This is a genomic window from Shewanella sp. ISTPL2 (genome assembly GCF_013283205.1).
Taxonomy (GTDB): domain Bacteria; phylum Pseudomonadota; class Gammaproteobacteria; order Enterobacterales; family Shewanellaceae; genus Shewanella; species Shewanella oncorhynchi.
This window is the reverse complement of sequence record NZ_JAAPAV010000001.1, coordinates 1,494,922-1,509,780: the sequence shown is the minus strand read 5'-3', so window position 1 is coordinate 1,509,780 and position 14,859 is coordinate 1,494,922. Positions and strand designations below refer to the sequence as shown.

The following is a 14,859-nucleotide window of genomic DNA, read 5'->3' as shown; positions in this document are numbered from 1 at the left end:
GATTGGGGCGCCATAGGGCGCCCTTTTCTTTGGGTAAACCTTCTGGTAACGCTTGTTAACCGCTATCTCACCAATAATGAATTTCAACGACAAAATCCCATTAACCACAAATTCTCTGTCACGCTAACGTTTGATATGCGGTATGCTTTAGCCTTAAAAATCCAACCGAGACACTGCCATGCGAATGACCTTAGCCGTTCACCCTGAACAGTACACAATTCATAGCTTTAGCCCGAATGCCGTATTGCCCAGTGAGGTTTTTGCACAGGACATGTATTTCATTGGTAAGACCCAAGAAGGTTTATCTTTAGTCGTTTCCAGTGAAATGGAACTCGACAGCCTAGAGCAAGAACCGGGCTGGTGTTGCTTTGAAGTACTCGGGCCACTGGGATTTTCGATGACAGGCATTTTATCTAAAGTGTCTGGCACCTTAGCGGACGAACAAATCAGTATTTTTGCGATTTCGACCTTTGATACCGATTACATTTTAGTAAAAAATAATCGCCTCAAAAGTGCCGTCGCCGCCTTGAAAAAACAGGGCTATCACATCATAGAATCGAAAGACGAAGTGTAATACCCCTTTAAATATGAGCTCATCTACTATGTACGAAAAAACAGTCACCATTACCGCCAAACATGGCATTCACACCCGTCCAGCAGCCTTACTGGTTAAAGAAGCCAAAACCTTTGACTGTGATGTCATGGTCGAATGTAATGGTAAGCAAGCCAGTGCTAAGAGTCTGTTTAAACTACAAACCTTAGGCTTATATTCTGGCGTCACGGTAAGAGTGTTTGCCGAAGGTGAACAGGCACAGGCCGCGGTTGAGAAAGTCTCTGAGCTGCTCATTACCCTAAGCTAGGCCTTTTCTTACGCTAAAATGCGTTTATCTGCAGGTTTAACCGACACGCAAAAAACTCGTCTCGACCGTCTTGACATGCTAATGCTTTACATACAAACGCTTTACAAGCTTAGCGTCACTCAACTAGACTCGCTATCGCTAACGGACACTCAGTTCAGTGGTTAATTTAGGAAGGGATATGTCAATAACGGGGATTATAGTGTCATCGGGAATTGCCTTTGGACAGGCACTTCACCTACTCCACACCGAACACCACCTCGATTATCGCCCTATTCCCCTGTCTAAAATCCCTCAACAACAGGGTAAATTTGCCAAAGCCTTGCAAGAACTACAGGCACAACTGACCCACAGCCAAGCTGCACTCGACAGCGACTCCGAAAATTATCAGTTAATCGAAGCCGATTTGTTGTTATTAGAAGACGATGAATTAATCGAGCAAGTGAACGATGCCATTCGCACCTTACAATTGTCGGCAAGTGTGGCGGTTGAACGTATTTTTGCCCATCAGGCCAATGAGTTACAATCCTTAGATGATCCCTATTTAGCCAATAGAGCCCAAGATGTACGCTGTTTGGGCCAAAGAGTCGTCGCGGCGATAAACGGCCATTTAGCTCAAGGGCTCGAAAAACTCGATAGACCCACTATCTTATTAGCGCAGGATTTGACACCCGCCGAATTTGCCTTACTACCACGGGAAAACCTCTGCGGTATTGTACTGAAAACGGGCGGTTTAACGAGCCATACGGCCATTTTAGCCAGAGCAGCCGGCATTCCTGCCATCTTAAGTTGTCAGTTCGACGCAGACTCTATTCCCAACGGTACGCCCTTAGTGCTCGATGCACTCGCGGGTGAACTTTGTGTCAATCCCAATCCAGACCAACAGGCAAGACTCACAGTTACCTTTCACCATGAACAAGCAAGGCGCGCAGCACTTCAAACTTACAAGGATGTCCCAGCGCAAACCCAAGACGGTCATACTGTGGGACTCATGGCAAACGTGGGTAATCTCAACGACATCACCCATGTCAGCGATGTCGGCGCCGATGGAATAGGCTTGTTTCGCACCGAATTTATGTTGATGAACGTCGCCACCCTGCCCGATGAAAAAGCCCAATACAGCTTATATTGCGATGCATTGCACGCCCTAGGCGGTAAAACCTTTACCATCCGCACCTTAGATATCGGTGCAGACAAAGAACTCCCCTGTTTATGCCAAGAAATTGAAGATAATCCTGCCTTAGGTCTTCGCGGCATTCGCTACACCTTGGCGCACCCAGAATTATTTAAAACCCAATTGAGGGCAATTTTGCGTGCCGCTAACCATGGCCCGATCCGTTTGATGTTCCCTATGGTCAATCAAGTCGAAGAATTGGACGAAGTGTTTGAACTTATTGCCCAGTGCCAAGATGCCTTGGAAGAAGAAGAGAAAGGCTATGGCGAACTTAGCTACGGTATCGTTGTCGAAACCCCTGCTGCGGTATTCAACCTCAACGCTATGCTGCCAAGACTTGATTTTGTCAGCATTGGCACCAACGATTTAACCCAATATGCAATGGCAGCCGATAGGACAAACCCGCAGCTTACCCGTGACTATCCGTCCCTTTCGCCTGCCATTTTAGCCTTAATTAACATGACAATAACCCAAGCTAAGGCCGCTAATGTTAAAGTTTCTCTGTGCGGTGAACTCGCCAGTTCACCGCAAATTGCGCCGCTGTTAATCGGCATGGGCTTGGACGAACTCAGTGTTAACTTAAGCTCACTCTTAGAAGTGAAAGCGGCCATTTGCCAAGGCAGCATCACACAATTTTCGGCATTAGCTCACACGGCATTACAACAAGATAGAATTGCAAGCTTACAGCAGTGTATAACAAGCTATAAATAGAGACATTTATTCGTTATGCTGCATTACAGAACAAAAACAATGACAAAAACAAGCAAAAGAGGCTCTAGATTATGGGATTTTTAAGCCGAATAAGGCGCTTGGTATCGGGCCAGACTCAATTAGCTGGCGGTATCATGGTATATGCCCCCGTTTCCGGCGATATCGTCGCCATTGAAAAAGTCCCCGACGTGGTTTTTGCTGAAAAGATTGTCGGTGATGGCATCGCTATCGCCCCCAAAGGCGAATTAATTCTGGCGCCTATCGACGGCACCATAGGTAAAATTTTTGAGACAAATCATGCGTTCAGCATTGAGTCTCCCCAAGGTTTAGAGCTATTTGTTCACTTTGGTGTAGGTACAGTCGAGCTGAGAGGCAAAGGGTTTAAACGTTTGGCCCAGGAAGGTCAAGAAGTGAAAGTCGGCGATCCGATTCTGTCATTCGATATTGATTATCTAAAAGATCAAGTCGACAGCCTACTCACTCCTGTCGTGCTGGCGAACATGGAAGATGTCAAATACCTCGACAAAGCCCAAGGCAGTGTCACCGCGGGCAAAGACGTGATCTTTACGGTACAGCTCTAATTTAACCATTTCGAATAAATCGTTTATCGGCTGTTTTCTGAATAATAAAAGGCTGACTCACCATCATGAGCCAGCCTTTTAAATTTTTAAAAACCAAGCCTATACACAGTATTTGAATTCGCCAAGCTGCACCGATACACAGGCTTGAGAGAATCTATTTCGACCATTCTCACGCTAAGCATCACGTTCCCTGCGAATAACGGCTACATGACTCTAGTAAACTAATCTACTTTGAACATGGCAAAATCGGGGCGCGGCAATTTATCTAAAATACTGTACAGATAAATCACCAATACCGAGAGTAAAGCGCCTGTCAAAAACAGCCACTGACCGCCAAAATGATCCAATATGATGCCACCTCCAAGGGGCGCGAGCGCAAATCCTAAGTCATAGAATGAAGCAGCCCCAAAGTAGGCGCCGCGAAGATGATCAGGGGCTAAGCGGTCGATATGCACATTCATAGTGGGGAACAAAATAGTCTCGGCGACGCTCATCACCACAATCGCACCAATCCAGCCCCAAAATAGATCCAGCGGATTAAATGCCAGCCAGATTTGTGATCCGATCAGTAATAGCAATCCGATTTGAATCCGTTTGACGAGCGGAAAACGGGCCATGAGTTTCAATAGCAAAAATTGGGTGGAGATAATCACCATAGCATTGGTGAAAATCATGCCAGAAATTAACGTCAGCAAATCAGGCGCACCTGCGCGAGTAAGATATTGGATCAACGAACTGTCCATTTGGGCATAAATGAACATACACAAAATATTGGCAAAAATTAAACATTGCAGCAGTTTATCTTGCAATAGAATGGCGATAATTTGCTTACGGCTCACGACTGCCGCTTTTTTCGTGCTCGCCTCTGCATCAGTCGATAAGCCATTCACACCACGATTAACACCATCACTTGTCATGTCATTTACAAAGTCACTTTCACTGCTACTCGTATCGCCACTTAAATTGTCACTCGATGAGGCGCCAGCCGCCATAGCAAGTTCCTGACGGGTTTGATGGTTAAATCCCCAATATAACAAGGCCAACAACACGGCAAAGGCCACTGCAGTAAGGTAGAAACTGGATTGCTTGCCCGTAAGACCAAGCCATACCCCCAGCATAGGGCCAACGGCGCAGCCAACGTTGACGATAAAATACAGCGACTGCATCGCCAATTCGCGTGTCTTAGGATCGGCAATAATGTCGCCAATAGCGGCGGATGTCAGCGGTCGCCACAGTGAAGTGGCCATAGAGCACAGGGGCATCACGACCACATACCCCTCGACAGAATTGGCTTCAGCCAATAACGAAAACGAGATGATATAGAGAATGCCCGTCAGGTACATCAGCTTATGACGACCGATTCTGTCGGACAATGAGCTACCAACAAAGCTCGTAAATACCGAAATAATCGCGGCGCTGGACAAGACCATGCCGACCTCAGTGGCACTTAGCGCAAATTTCTCATATAAAATAACGGCTAAGAATGGCCACACCATGTAATAACTGCCACGGGTGATAAAAGACCCAAACAAAAATATCCACATCAAGCGCGGAAATTGCTTAAATCGCTGCAATGAAACATCGCTGTGCATCTTAATCCTTTAAAAGCGCATTGACTTCAATGCTTAAATCAAACTGATTTTAATGAAAAAACAATATATACAAGGCACTTAAGTTAGACAAGTGTTAAAAAGTTAAACCAAAGCAAGTCACCAGCGATTATTATCTCTAGAAAATTAACGTTTTATTAATCACCAGATATCGGCAACACATCCCACTTGTGACATGCGACGCACAATGCCACAATGCCAGTAAAATCAATGCTTGCAAGCCAAGCGTCCATCCACACTGGAGCATCATTTTGACCCTCTACGGTATTAAGAATTGCGATACAGTGCGTAAAGCACGTAAATGGATTGAAAATCATCAACTTCCAGTTCATTTCCATGATTTTAGAGATGACGGCCTACGTCAAGAAGACCTCGAATTATGGTGTAAAACCTCAGGCTGGGAAACCGTATTCAATAAGCGCAGCACGAGCTTTCGTGCGCTCAGTGACGCAGATAAAACCGATATCGATCAAGCCAAAGCCATTCAACTTATGCTGGCGCAACCGACACTGATCAAACGCCCCGTCTTAGTCGTCGGTGAACAAGTGCTGATTGGCTTTGATGAAGCCGCCTATAAAAGAGTATTCTCAGTATGATGCCAGCCGACAATTATCCCGTTACAGAACTGACAAAAGCGCTGATCGCCCGCCCTTCGGTGACACCGCTTGATGAAGGCTGCCAAACCTTAATGGCTGAAAGACTCAGCGCCATCGGTTTTAATATCGAACCTATGGTATTTGAAGACACCACCAATATGTGGGCTCGCCGTGGTAATGAAGGCCCCGTTTTTTGTTTTGCGGGTCACACAGACGTTGTGCCAACAGGCGATGTGAGCCGCTGGCACACGCCGCCTTTTGTGCCCACCATTATCGATGGCTACTTGTATGGCCGCGGCGCAGCGGACATGAAAGGCTCACTCGCGGCTATGGTGATTGCCACCGAACGCTTCATAGCGAAACACCCAAATCACAATGGCTCTATCGCCTTTTTGATCACCAGCGATGAAGAAGGTCCATTCATCAACGGCACGACGCGAGTCATTGATACCTTAGAAGCGCGCAACGAGAAGATCACTTGGGCATTAGTCGGCGAACCCTCATCAACCCTAAAGCTGGGCGATGTGGTCAAAAATGGTCGCCGCGGCAGTTTAACCGGCAACTTAACCGTGAAAGGCATTCAAGGCCACGTGGCCTATCCACACCTTGCCGATAATCCAATCCACAAAGCCGCGCCTTTCTTAGCCGAGCTAAGTCAAATGCACTGGGATAATGGCAATGAGTTCTTTCCGCCCACCAGCTTCCAAATCGCCAATATTAATGGCGGCACAGGTGCATCAAATGTGATCCCTGGTGCACTGGAAGTGATGTTTAACTTCCGTTACTCCACCGAAGTGACCGCCGAAATCTTGATTGAGCGAGTTGAAACTCTATTGAAAGCCTATGAGCTAGACTACGATATCAGCTGGATTTTCAATGGACTACCATTTTTAACCGGTGATGGCCCGTTATTAGATGCAACCCGTATCGCGATCCGCCAAGTCACAGGTTATGAAACCGATCCGCAAACCACGGGCGGCACATCAGACGGTCGCTTTATCGCACCAACGGGCGCCAAAGTGTTAGAGCTTGGCCCTGTCAACGCCACCATTCATAAAGTGAATGAATGCGTTAAAGTGGACGACCTTGAGCAGTTAGCCCTGTGTTATGAAGTCATTTTGGAACAATTACTGTGTTAGCACATCTGAAGATCCGTCCCGAAACCGCAAAACTTTACGGCTTAAGCTCCCCTGAATTAGTGGATTATTTAAGCCCGTATCACCTTGGTTATCATAGCTTTGGGTTAGAGGAGAACACAGCTATCGCCTTTAAGTCTATGGCGGCAAAAGCTGAAGATGCGGGCATAAAACTCGCGATTTGCTCGGCACATCGTCCCTTTGAACGGCAACTGGCAATTTGGAATGCCAAGGCTAGCGGTAAACGCGCGGTATTGGATGCCAATGAGTTACCGGTCAATATTCAGGGCTTAAGTGACGATGCCATAGTTGACTTGATTTTGCTCTGGTCGGCGTTGCCTGGCGCTTCACGCCACCATTGGGGTACCGATCTCGATGTGTTCGATGCGGCTCAAATTGATGTTAAAGTCCTGCGCCTTGTTGAAGCTGAATATGTTCAGGGTGGTCCCTGCGCTAAATTGCATGCTTGGCTGGTAGAAAATGCCCATGATTTTGGCTTTTACTTCCCGTTTCAGCAGGGACAAAGTGCGGTAAGTCCTGAGCCTTGGCACATCAGCTATTTCCCTGTAGCACAGTTATTGTTGCCACAATTCGATCGTGCCGAACTGGCAATCCTGTTAGAAAACAGTGATATGTTGCTAAAAGATGCAGTACTCGCCCGATTAGACAATCTAATAGATGAATACGTGCTGCGTATCGCTCAGCCCTAATCACGAAATACTCGCCAAGATCAGTCAACACAGGTTAAGCATAGCGCTATATCGTCAAAATTGGCGCCAAAATGCGGTTTAACACAATGATATATTTGATAAAGTAGGTTTTATGGATTTTTCTTCACACCGCCAGCAGCTTGTTATTGCCGATCGAAAATTAAGTTACCTTGATGTCGGCTCAGGCCCTGTATTGTTGTTTGGGCACAGTTATTTATGGGATAGCGCTATGTGGGCGCCTCAAATTGCCACCTTAAGCGCCCAGTATCGCTGCATAGTGCCTGAACTTTGGGGCCATGGTCAGTCAGATTTACTGCCCAATAACTGCAAAACGCTACTCGATATTGCCGATCAAATGCTTGAGCTAATGGATGCTCTTGAGATAACTCACTTTAGTGTTGTCGGACAATCTGTCGGTGCTATGTGGGGCGCAGAATTGGTACTGAAAGCACCAACAAGAGTTAAAACCCTCGTTATGCTCAACAGTTTTATCGGCTTCGAACCCGAAGTCACCCGTGCGAAATATGATGGCATGCTGGATATGATTACCGCCGCTAAGGCGATCCCTGCGCCGCTGATCAGTGCAATTTCACCTTTATTCTTCGCCAATGATGCCGCGAATAGCACTCCCGAACTGGTTACGGACTTTGAACAGTCACTTGCCAGTATCACAGCGGAGCAAATCCTCACGATAGTTAAACTTGGACGAATGATTTTTGGTCGTCGCGATACCATGGAATACGCCGAGCAATTGACGCTACCCTGCCTCATCATGGCTGGCGTGGAAGATAAGGCCCGCAGCGTATTGGAAAGTTACCTGATGAGTGATGCCATTGACGGCAGCCAACTTGTGCATATTCCTGCGGCAGGACACATATCAACTCTCGAACAAGCGGAATTTATTAACCAACATTTAGCCGATTTTCTGGCTAAACATTATTAATTAATCGCTAAATCTACGCTTCAAGGTGCGAAAACTCGCATCTTGAAGATGAGTATTTCTACTTAGCACATGTTACCAAAATGTGCTTATATCAATATTGCTCACCCATACTTAATTCCTATTTTATGGATAAATACATTAGGCTTTACTTTATTAAAGTCTGTTATTGAGCACGCCTCATTTCATTAAACTCACCTGTGAAACCTCTATTAACAAGTAAAGACCTTGTTTTTGTTCCAAGCGGCTTAAAAAATGTTGCACAAAGGTGAAATCTACTAATTATCAACTACCTTTATACTGTATTCCCTCAACAAGGTATTCTGCCATGAGAAAAAGTACAGTTGCCCTCTGCGTATTCAGCACACTTTATATGCCGTCTCTTTATGCCGATGTTCAAATAAATGGATTTGCCTCTATTGTCGCGGGCTCGAGTCTAAGTGACGATAAAAGCTATTATGGTTACGATAAAGAACTCGATTTTAATAATGATTCCAAAGTTGCCTTACAATTTACCGCCGATCTTGGTAGTGGCTTAAGAGCTACTGCACAAGTGCTATCCAGAGGCAGTAACGATTATAGCGCTGAATTCGAATGGGCTTATATCTCCTATGACATCAGCGACAAACTTATGCTTATGGCAGGTCGCCAACGTTTTAATCTCTATAAATACTCCGATTATATTGATGTAGGCTATGCCTATCATTGGATCACTCCGCCCCGCGGAGTTTATTCACTGCCATTTAATTCAGGTGAAGGTGTAGGCTTAGTTTATGCCGATTTATGGGGCGATACCGAAGTAGGTTTGACCTATAAATACATTACCACTTCAGTTTCTGACTACTCGCCTACTGGTTCATCAACGCCTCCTGCGCCCTTCTCCGCCGAGGGCCACATAATGAACTTTAACTTTGTAACCTCAGGGTTTGAGTACGGTTTAAATATTGGCATAGTTACCGATTTCTCCTACGAATTACCCGCACTGCTTGGCTTAGGCAATGCAATTTCTCAAACCGGACTCTTTACTCAGCAAGTGGTTGATGATCTTTTACCGATTAATGACAGCGCGTTACTCATTGGCGCGAATGTTAAATATGATGCTGAAAAATGGTTTATTTTGGCCGAATACACACGAATTGATGTCGATCCCAGTAGCTTTAATATTCAAGATTCAGCCTTTGTTTCCGGCGGGATCCGCTATCACGATTTCACCTTCCACTTAACCTACGGTATTGATAAAGGTGAGCCCCAATACGATGCCTATGACGCTATGTTACCTGTTTACAATGGTCTGCCACCGGCAAACCAAGCTGCACTCGCACCGCTTGTTTTTGGAACACAAGCGGCGCTTGAAGCACAGCAGGAAGACAGCGCCTACTACATCATAGGCACCCGCTGGGATTTCCATCCTTCTGCCGCACTGAAACTAGAGTACACCAACTACAGTAACGACAAACCGTCCTCCGATGAACAGTTGCTGAGTATGGCAATAGACTTAGTTTTTTAAGGAGTTAAGCATGAAACTATTAATAAGTTCTCGGTTGATGATAAAAACCTTAGTCGCCAGTGCGCTTCTACTTGGCAGTGCCTGTGTTCAAGCCGAAATTGCCGTCGTGGTGCACCCTTCTAATACGTCAGAAATTAGCGCTGCGGATATTTCACGGATCTATTTAGGCAAACTCAAGTCTTTCCCCAGTGGTGGCACTGTCGTCGCACTCGATCAACCTGAAGGCACGCCCGCACGTGATGCATTTGTTAAACAGATCCTTAATAAAACCGAGAGTCAGTTAAAAGCCTATTGGTCAAAACTGGTCTTTTCAGGCCAAGGTCAACCGCCCAAAGTCGTCGACTCCAGCGCTGAAATGCTCGCATTGATTGCCGCCAATCCCAATATGATCGGATTTGTTGACGTCAGCGAAGTCAACGATAGCGTGAAAGTGATCAGTAAGTTCTAACCCATACTGCATCATCCTTGTCCGCCTTAATCTGTGGCGGACAAGGTTTCCACTCAGCATTTGTGCGATATAAACAACAAACACACTATCAAAATCAAATGGTGCTTGAACCCTCAGAGAGGGCTTATCCATTTGCAGTACTATTAAGAAAAAATAATCTCGATTTTTCAATATCCTGATTCAAACCTTAATTGGATAGACCAGCAGAGCCAAATTTGCTGGTATACTCTTGCTCAAAATGTGCTGCTTGCATGAATTAGAGCATGAGAAGACATTTTATATGTCAATAAAACAATAGGTTAAAATGAAACTACTCAAACCTTTATTCGACAATAACCGCCGCTGGGCCGGACGTATACGCCAAGAAAATCCTGATTTTTTTGAACAATTAGCGAAACAGCAACATCCTGAATACCTGTGGATTGGCTGCTCAGATAGTCGCGTTCCCTCAAACCAAATCATTGATCTTATGCCCGGTGAAGTCTTTGTTCACCGTAATATCGCCAACATGGTGATCCATACCGATCTTAACTGCTTATCTGTACTGCAATACGCCGTCGATGTGCTCAAGGTGAAGCATATTATGGTGGTGGGTCACTACGGCTGCGGTGGTGTGCGCGCGGCCATGGGTCAGCAACGCTTAGGACTCATCGATAACTGGCTCGGGCATTTACGTGATATCTATCGTATTTATCAGGAAGAATTACAACAGATGGACGAAGCCAAACGTTTTGATCGTCTGTGCGAGCTAAACGTGATTGAGCAGGTTGCTAATGTGACCAGTTCAACCATAGTGCAAGAAGCCTGGGATCGCGGCCAAGAAGTGGCGGTACACGGCTGGATTTACGGCATTGATAACGGTTTACTGACAGATTTAGATGTCACGGTTGACCGTGAACATGGTTTAGCCAATCCACGCTAACAGCCTGAATATAGGCTTTTAACCCTTAGCTGAGTGTCATCTATACTCAGATAAAACCTGCCCCTGTGCAGGTTTTTCTTTTTCCATGACAATTTTCAGCAATAAAACATCGCAAGGGTCTATTACGCCAGTTATAATCCGCCAGTTAATTGCAGGCGACCTATGCGCCACAAATTCTAAGGAGATACCTTCCATGCCCGGTTTTGAATTATTTGGTCCTGAAGAGAAGCAGGAAGTCGCTGACGTTATGGAAAACGGTTTTACCTTCCGTTACAACTTCGACCATATGCGTAATGATCGCTGGAAGACGCGCGATATGGAGCAACTACTGTGCGAGAAGATGAACGTGAAGCATGCTCACCTTTTATCAAGCGGTACTGCTGCGCTGCAAACGGCCATGATGGCTGCAGGCATTGGTGCTGGCGATGAAGTTATCGTGCCACCTTTTACCTTTGTAGCCTCAGTTGAAGCGATTTTTATGGCAGGCGCTATTCCGATTTTTGCCGAAATCGATGAGACATTGTGTTTATCTCCAGAAGGAATCGAAGCCGCGATTACCCCACGCACTAAAGCCATCAACTTAGTGCACATGTGCGGTTCTATGGCGAAGATGGACGAGATCAAAGCCGTCTGTAAAAAACATAACTTACTGATTTTAGAAGATGCTTGCCAAGCCATCGGTGGTAGCTACAAGGGCCAAGCCCTAGGTACTATCGGGGATGTAGGTTGTTACTCATTCGATTCTGTCAAAACCATCACCTGTGGTGAAGGTGGCGCTGTGATCACTAACAACACAGAAATCTACAACAATGCGCACATGTTCTCAGATCACGGCCATGACCATATTGGTAAAGACCGCGGTGCAGAGTCACACCCTATCATTGGCTTGAACTTCCGTATTTCGGAAATGAATGCCGCCTTAGGATTAGCGCAGTTACGTAAACTCGATACCATTATCGATATTCAACGTAAAAACAAAAAGACCATTAAAGATGCAATGGCCGCTATCCCAGAAGTCACCTTCCGCCAGATCCCAGATCCAGAAGGCGACTCGGCTGGCTTCTTAACCTTTATGTTGCCAACCGAAGCGCGCACGCAAGAAATCAGCAAAAAACTGGCTGAAAACGGCGTTGATGGCTGCTTCTACTGGTATGTAAACAACTGGCATTATTTGAAAAACTGGAAACACATTCAGGAGCTTAAGGCATCTGCTGCGTTGCCAATCACATTAATCGCCGACAGACCTGACTATACTCAAGTTTCTGTGCCTAAATCCGATGCCATTATGAGCCGCACGATTTCTATGCTCATCAAGTTGTCTTGGACCGATGCTCAGATCGCCGAGCGTATCGAAAACATCAAGAAAGCATTTGCCCAATAATTCTACGGGAGTTTGTTGCAATGAGTTTTAAGAATTTTAAAGTAGTTGAAAAAATGATCTTCGGCCGTGGCTCATTCGTCCAATTGGATGAAGTGTTAGCTGCTGAACGTAAAACCGCCGACGACTTCGTGGTGTTTTTAGTCGATGACGTGCATCAAGGCAAAGCCCTTGAGGGCCGCATTCCAGCTAAAGCACAAGACATGGTAATTTGGGTTAACGTTGATGAAGAGCCAAGCACAATTCAAATCGATGCCCTGACTGAACAAGTTCAAGCTTTCAATAGCAAACTGCCAGTGAGCGTCGTCGGTTTAGGTGGCGGTTCAACCATGGACGTGGCTAAAGCGGTATCGCTGATGCTGACAAACCCAGGTGGCTCTGCCATGTACCAAGGTTGGGACTTAATCAAGAACCCAGCGGTACACCACATTGGTATCCCAACGATTTCTGGTACTGGTGCAGAAGCGTCACGCACCGCAGTATTATGTGGTCCAGTACGTAAGCTAGGCCTGAACTCAGATTACACAGTATTCGATCAAATCATCATGGATTCTGAGTTAATCGAAGGCGTGGAAACGGACCAATGGTTCTACACAGGTATGGATTGCTATATCCACTGTGTTGAATCTTTACAAGGTACCTTCTTAAACGAGTTCTCTAAATCCTACGCTGAAAAAGCGATGGATTTATGTCGCCAAGTGTACTTAGACGACCATGTAGAAAAAGACGACAAGCTAATGATGGCGTCTTTCATGGGCGGAATGAGCATAGCGTATAGCCAAGTGGGTGCCTGTCATGCGGTATCTTACGGTCTGTCTTACATCCTGGGTTACCACCACGGTATCGGCAACTGTATCGCCTTTGATGTGTTAGAAGAATTCTATCCAGAAGGCGTTGAAGAGTTCCGTCTGATGATGAAGAAACATAACATCACGCTACCGAAGAACATCTGTAAAGATCTGCCAGACGAAACCATAGCGAAAATGGTTGCCGTGACTAAGAGCATGGGTCCACTATGGGCTAACGTTTACGGCGCGGGTTGGGAAGAGAAAGTCACAGATGAAATGTTGACTGCCCTGTTCCGTCGTATCTAAGCTCTAACACATGTTAAAAGGGCTCAATTGTGAGCCCTTTTGTCTATATGCATTGTATATCTACACTGTATATCTTTGATAAAAGTAGGATAATTTGATGAATGTGACTCTGTTAATCCCGGCTCGTTACGGTTCAAGCCGCTTCCCGGGCAAACCCTTAGCCCCGATTAACGGCAAGCCAATGATCCAACACGTGTATGAACGCGCGTCGTTAGCCAAAGGCCTCACCAATATTTACGTCGCTACCGATGATGATCGCATTAAAGCGGCCGTTGAAGGTTTTGGCGGCAAAGTAGTCATGACCAGCCCAGATGCTGCCTCGGGTACAGATCGTATCAATGATGCAATAAACCAACTGGGACTGAAAGATGACGACTTAGTGATCAACCTACAGGGCGATCAACCTCTAATTGACCCAACCTCTATCGAGCAAGTCATCAGCCTCTTCGAGCGTCACCCTGGTGAGTTTGAAATGGCCACCTTAGGCTTTGAAATCGTCAATAAAGCCGAGCTTGACGATCCTATGCATGTGAAGATGGTGTTCGATAACAACAACTACGCCTTGTATTTCTCTCGTTCGCGTATTCCTTTTGGCCGCGATACTCAAGATTACCCCGTTTATAAGCACTTAGGTGTGTATGCTTATACACGCAAATTCGTACAGGCCTTCGCCGCCCTACCATTAGGTCGTCTAGAAGATCTGGAAAAACTCGAGCAATTACGTGCATTAGAGTACGGCCATAAAATCAAAATCGCCATTAGCGCCTTTGATTCTATTGAAGTTGATACGCCAGAAGACATTCGTAAATGTGAGCAACGTTTAGCGGTTGATTAATCGCCCGTTAGGTGTGCGCGAGTCAATTCGAAACAGGAGCTGAGTATGTCGACCTTAGAAGTCTGGATCATTATTATTTTGATCGTCGGTGTCATCGCCAGCAATCTTGCTGCGTTGAAGTACAGTGCTAAGTTCAAACTGCCGCAGTTCGGTCAACATGGTAAAGATAAGCAGATAAAGCCAGGTACTACGAAGGCTTCGGCAGCAGACAATGACGCCGATGCGGCTTCAAACAAGCCAGGTTCTGCGGACTCCGAACCCAATAAAGCAGATCAAAGCAAAACTGAACCACCTAGGAGCTAAGCTCAATGGCGGCTTTTAAAGAGTGAGTCTAAAGATGGCTCTTAAACATGCCTTTTA

16 protein-coding genes are annotated in these 14,859 nt (G+C 45.9%); 15 read left to right on the top strand and 1 reads right to left on the bottom strand.

The window, feature by feature from the left end; genetic code table 11:
* Positions 1 to 178: 178 nt before the first annotated feature.
* The 4 genes from HUB64_RS06805 (at position 179) to crr (ending at position 3,323) form a co-directional block, all read left to right on the top strand.
* Entirely contained in the window at positions 179 to 574 is a 396-nt protein-coding gene (locus HUB64_RS06805; protein ID WP_173245105.1) for an ACT domain-containing protein, read from the top strand.
* A gap of 28 nt (positions 575 to 602) precedes the next feature.
* Positions 603 to 860, top strand: a complete 258-nt coding sequence (locus HUB64_RS06800; RefSeq protein ID WP_028760055.1) for an HPr family phosphocarrier protein — start codon at positions 603 to 605, stop codon at positions 858 to 860.
* A gap of 178 nt (positions 861 to 1,038) precedes the next feature.
* Positions 1,039 to 2,742, top strand: coding sequence for a phosphoenolpyruvate--protein phosphotransferase (gene ptsP, locus HUB64_RS06795; protein ID WP_173245108.1), 1,704 nt, complete (start codon positions 1,039 to 1,041; stop codon positions 2,740 to 2,742).
* Between the two features lie 71 nt (positions 2,743 to 2,813).
* Positions 2,814 to 3,323 (top strand): PTS glucose transporter subunit IIA, encoded by a 510-nt coding sequence (crr, locus tag HUB64_RS06790; RefSeq protein WP_006081821.1) that lies wholly within the window; start codon positions 2,814 to 2,816, stop codon positions 3,321 to 3,323.
* Positions 3,324 to 3,544: 221 nt separating this feature from the next.
* Here the strand turns inward: crr and HUB64_RS06785 are convergent, their stop codons facing one another.
* Positions 3,545 to 4,915, bottom strand: a complete 1,371-nt coding sequence (locus HUB64_RS06785) for an MFS transporter (protein ID WP_173496661.1) — start codon at positions 4,913 to 4,915, stop codon at positions 3,545 to 3,547.
* A gap of 269 nt (positions 4,916 to 5,184) precedes the next feature.
* Between HUB64_RS06785 and HUB64_RS06780 the strand changes: the two genes are divergently transcribed.
* From HUB64_RS06780 to HUB64_RS06730, 11 genes are all read left to right on the top strand, one after another.
* Complete coding sequence (locus HUB64_RS06780; protein ID WP_173496660.1) at positions 5,185 to 5,529, top strand: ArsC family reductase; 345 nt, start codon at positions 5,185 to 5,187, stop codon at positions 5,527 to 5,529.
* Positions 5,529 to 6,668 carry a succinyl-diaminopimelate desuccinylase gene (gene dapE / locus HUB64_RS06775; protein ID WP_173497894.1) on the top strand — a complete coding sequence of 380 codons (1,140 nt, stop codon included), beginning with the start codon at positions 5,529 to 5,531 and terminating at the stop codon, positions 6,666 to 6,668. The genes HUB64_RS06780 and dapE overlap by 1 nt, the downstream gene beginning before the upstream one ends.
* On the top strand, positions 6,662 to 7,375 hold the full coding sequence (locus tag HUB64_RS06770; RefSeq protein WP_173496659.1) for a M15 family metallopeptidase: 714 nt from the start codon (positions 6,662 to 6,664) through the stop codon (positions 7,373 to 7,375). The genes dapE and HUB64_RS06770 overlap by 7 nt, the downstream gene beginning before the upstream one ends.
* A gap of 112 nt (positions 7,376 to 7,487) precedes the next feature.
* Positions 7,488 to 8,318 carry an alpha/beta fold hydrolase gene (locus HUB64_RS06765; RefSeq protein WP_173496658.1) on the top strand — a complete coding sequence of 277 codons (831 nt, stop codon included), beginning with the start codon at positions 7,488 to 7,490 and terminating at the stop codon, positions 8,316 to 8,318.
* A gap of 325 nt (positions 8,319 to 8,643) precedes the next feature.
* On the top strand, positions 8,644 to 9,822 hold the full coding sequence (locus HUB64_RS06760; protein ID WP_105252605.1) for a porin: 1,179 nt from the start codon (positions 8,644 to 8,646) through the stop codon (positions 9,820 to 9,822).
* 10 nt (positions 9,823 to 9,832) lie between these two features.
* Positions 9,833 to 10,270: a phosphate ABC transporter substrate-binding protein gene (locus tag HUB64_RS06755; protein WP_028760063.1), complete on the top strand. Its 438-nt coding sequence runs from the start codon at positions 9,833 to 9,835 to the stop codon at positions 10,268 to 10,270.
* A 304-nt stretch (positions 10,271 to 10,574) separates the two neighbouring features.
* Positions 10,575 to 11,192 (top strand): carbonate dehydratase, encoded by a 618-nt coding sequence (gene can, locus HUB64_RS06750; protein ID WP_028760064.1) that lies wholly within the window; start codon positions 10,575 to 10,577, stop codon positions 11,190 to 11,192.
* A gap of 193 nt (positions 11,193 to 11,385) precedes the next feature.
* The gene (kdnA, locus tag HUB64_RS06745; RefSeq protein ID WP_028760065.1) at positions 11,386 to 12,573 is read left to right on the top strand and encodes an 8-amino-3,8-dideoxy-alpha-D-manno-octulosonate transaminase KdnA; all 1,188 of its coding nucleotides are present in this window, start codon (positions 11,386 to 11,388) and stop codon (positions 12,571 to 12,573) included.
* A 20-nt stretch (positions 12,574 to 12,593) separates the two neighbouring features.
* Positions 12,594 to 13,664, top strand: a complete 1,071-nt coding sequence (gene kdnB / locus HUB64_RS06740; RefSeq protein ID WP_113939602.1) for a 3-deoxy-alpha-D-manno-octulosonate 8-oxidase KdnB — start codon at positions 12,594 to 12,596, stop codon at positions 13,662 to 13,664.
* A 97-nt stretch (positions 13,665 to 13,761) separates the two neighbouring features.
* The gene (kdsB, locus tag HUB64_RS06735; protein ID WP_012197229.1) at positions 13,762 to 14,499 is read left to right on the top strand and encodes an 8-amino-3,8-dideoxy-manno-octulosonate cytidylyltransferase KdsB; all 738 of its coding nucleotides are present in this window, start codon (positions 13,762 to 13,764) and stop codon (positions 14,497 to 14,499) included.
* 45 nt (positions 14,500 to 14,544) lie between these two features.
* Positions 14,545 to 14,802 (top strand): DUF2897 family protein, encoded by a 258-nt coding sequence (locus tag HUB64_RS06730; RefSeq protein WP_173496657.1) that lies wholly within the window; start codon positions 14,545 to 14,547, stop codon positions 14,800 to 14,802.
* Positions 14,803 to 14,859 lie beyond the last annotated feature (57 nt).

Bases quoted from the DNA above. Each gene is read 5' to 3' on its own strand.
- kdnB (WP_113939602.1), top strand. From the start codon at position 12,594: ATGAGTTTTAAGAATTTTAAAGTAGTTGAAAAAATGATCTTCGGCCGT.
- HUB64_RS06760 (WP_105252605.1), top strand. From the start codon at position 8,644: ATGAGAAAAAGTACAGTTGCCCTCTGCGTATTCAGCACACTTTATATG.
- HUB64_RS06785 (WP_173496661.1), bottom strand. From the start codon at position 4,915: ATGCACAGCGATGTTTCATTGCAGCGATTTAAGCAATTTCCGCGCTTG.
- kdsB (WP_012197229.1), top strand. From the start codon at position 13,762: ATGAATGTGACTCTGTTAATCCCGGCTCGTTACGGTTCAAGCCGCTTC.
- HUB64_RS06755 (WP_028760063.1), top strand. From the start codon at position 9,833: ATGAAACTATTAATAAGTTCTCGGTTGATGATAAAAACCTTAGTCGCC.
- kdnA (WP_028760065.1), top strand. From the start codon at position 11,386: ATGCCCGGTTTTGAATTATTTGGTCCTGAAGAGAAGCAGGAAGTCGCT.
- HUB64_RS06765 (WP_173496658.1), top strand. From the start codon at position 7,488: ATGGATTTTTCTTCACACCGCCAGCAGCTTGTTATTGCCGATCGAAAA.
- HUB64_RS06805 (WP_173245105.1), top strand. From the start codon at position 179: ATGCGAATGACCTTAGCCGTTCACCCTGAACAGTACACAATTCATAGC.
- crr (WP_006081821.1), top strand. From the start codon at position 2,814: ATGGGATTTTTAAGCCGAATAAGGCGCTTGGTATCGGGCCAGACTCAA.
- HUB64_RS06730 (WP_173496657.1), top strand. From the start codon at position 14,545: ATGTCGACCTTAGAAGTCTGGATCATTATTATTTTGATCGTCGGTGTC.
- can (WP_028760064.1), top strand. From the start codon at position 10,575: ATGAAACTACTCAAACCTTTATTCGACAATAACCGCCGCTGGGCCGGA.
- HUB64_RS06800 (WP_028760055.1), top strand. From the start codon at position 603: ATGTACGAAAAAACAGTCACCATTACCGCCAAACATGGCATTCACACC.
- dapE (WP_173497894.1), top strand. From the start codon at position 5,529: ATGCCAGCCGACAATTATCCCGTTACAGAACTGACAAAAGCGCTGATC.
- ptsP (WP_173245108.1), top strand. From the start codon at position 1,039: ATGTCAATAACGGGGATTATAGTGTCATCGGGAATTGCCTTTGGACAG.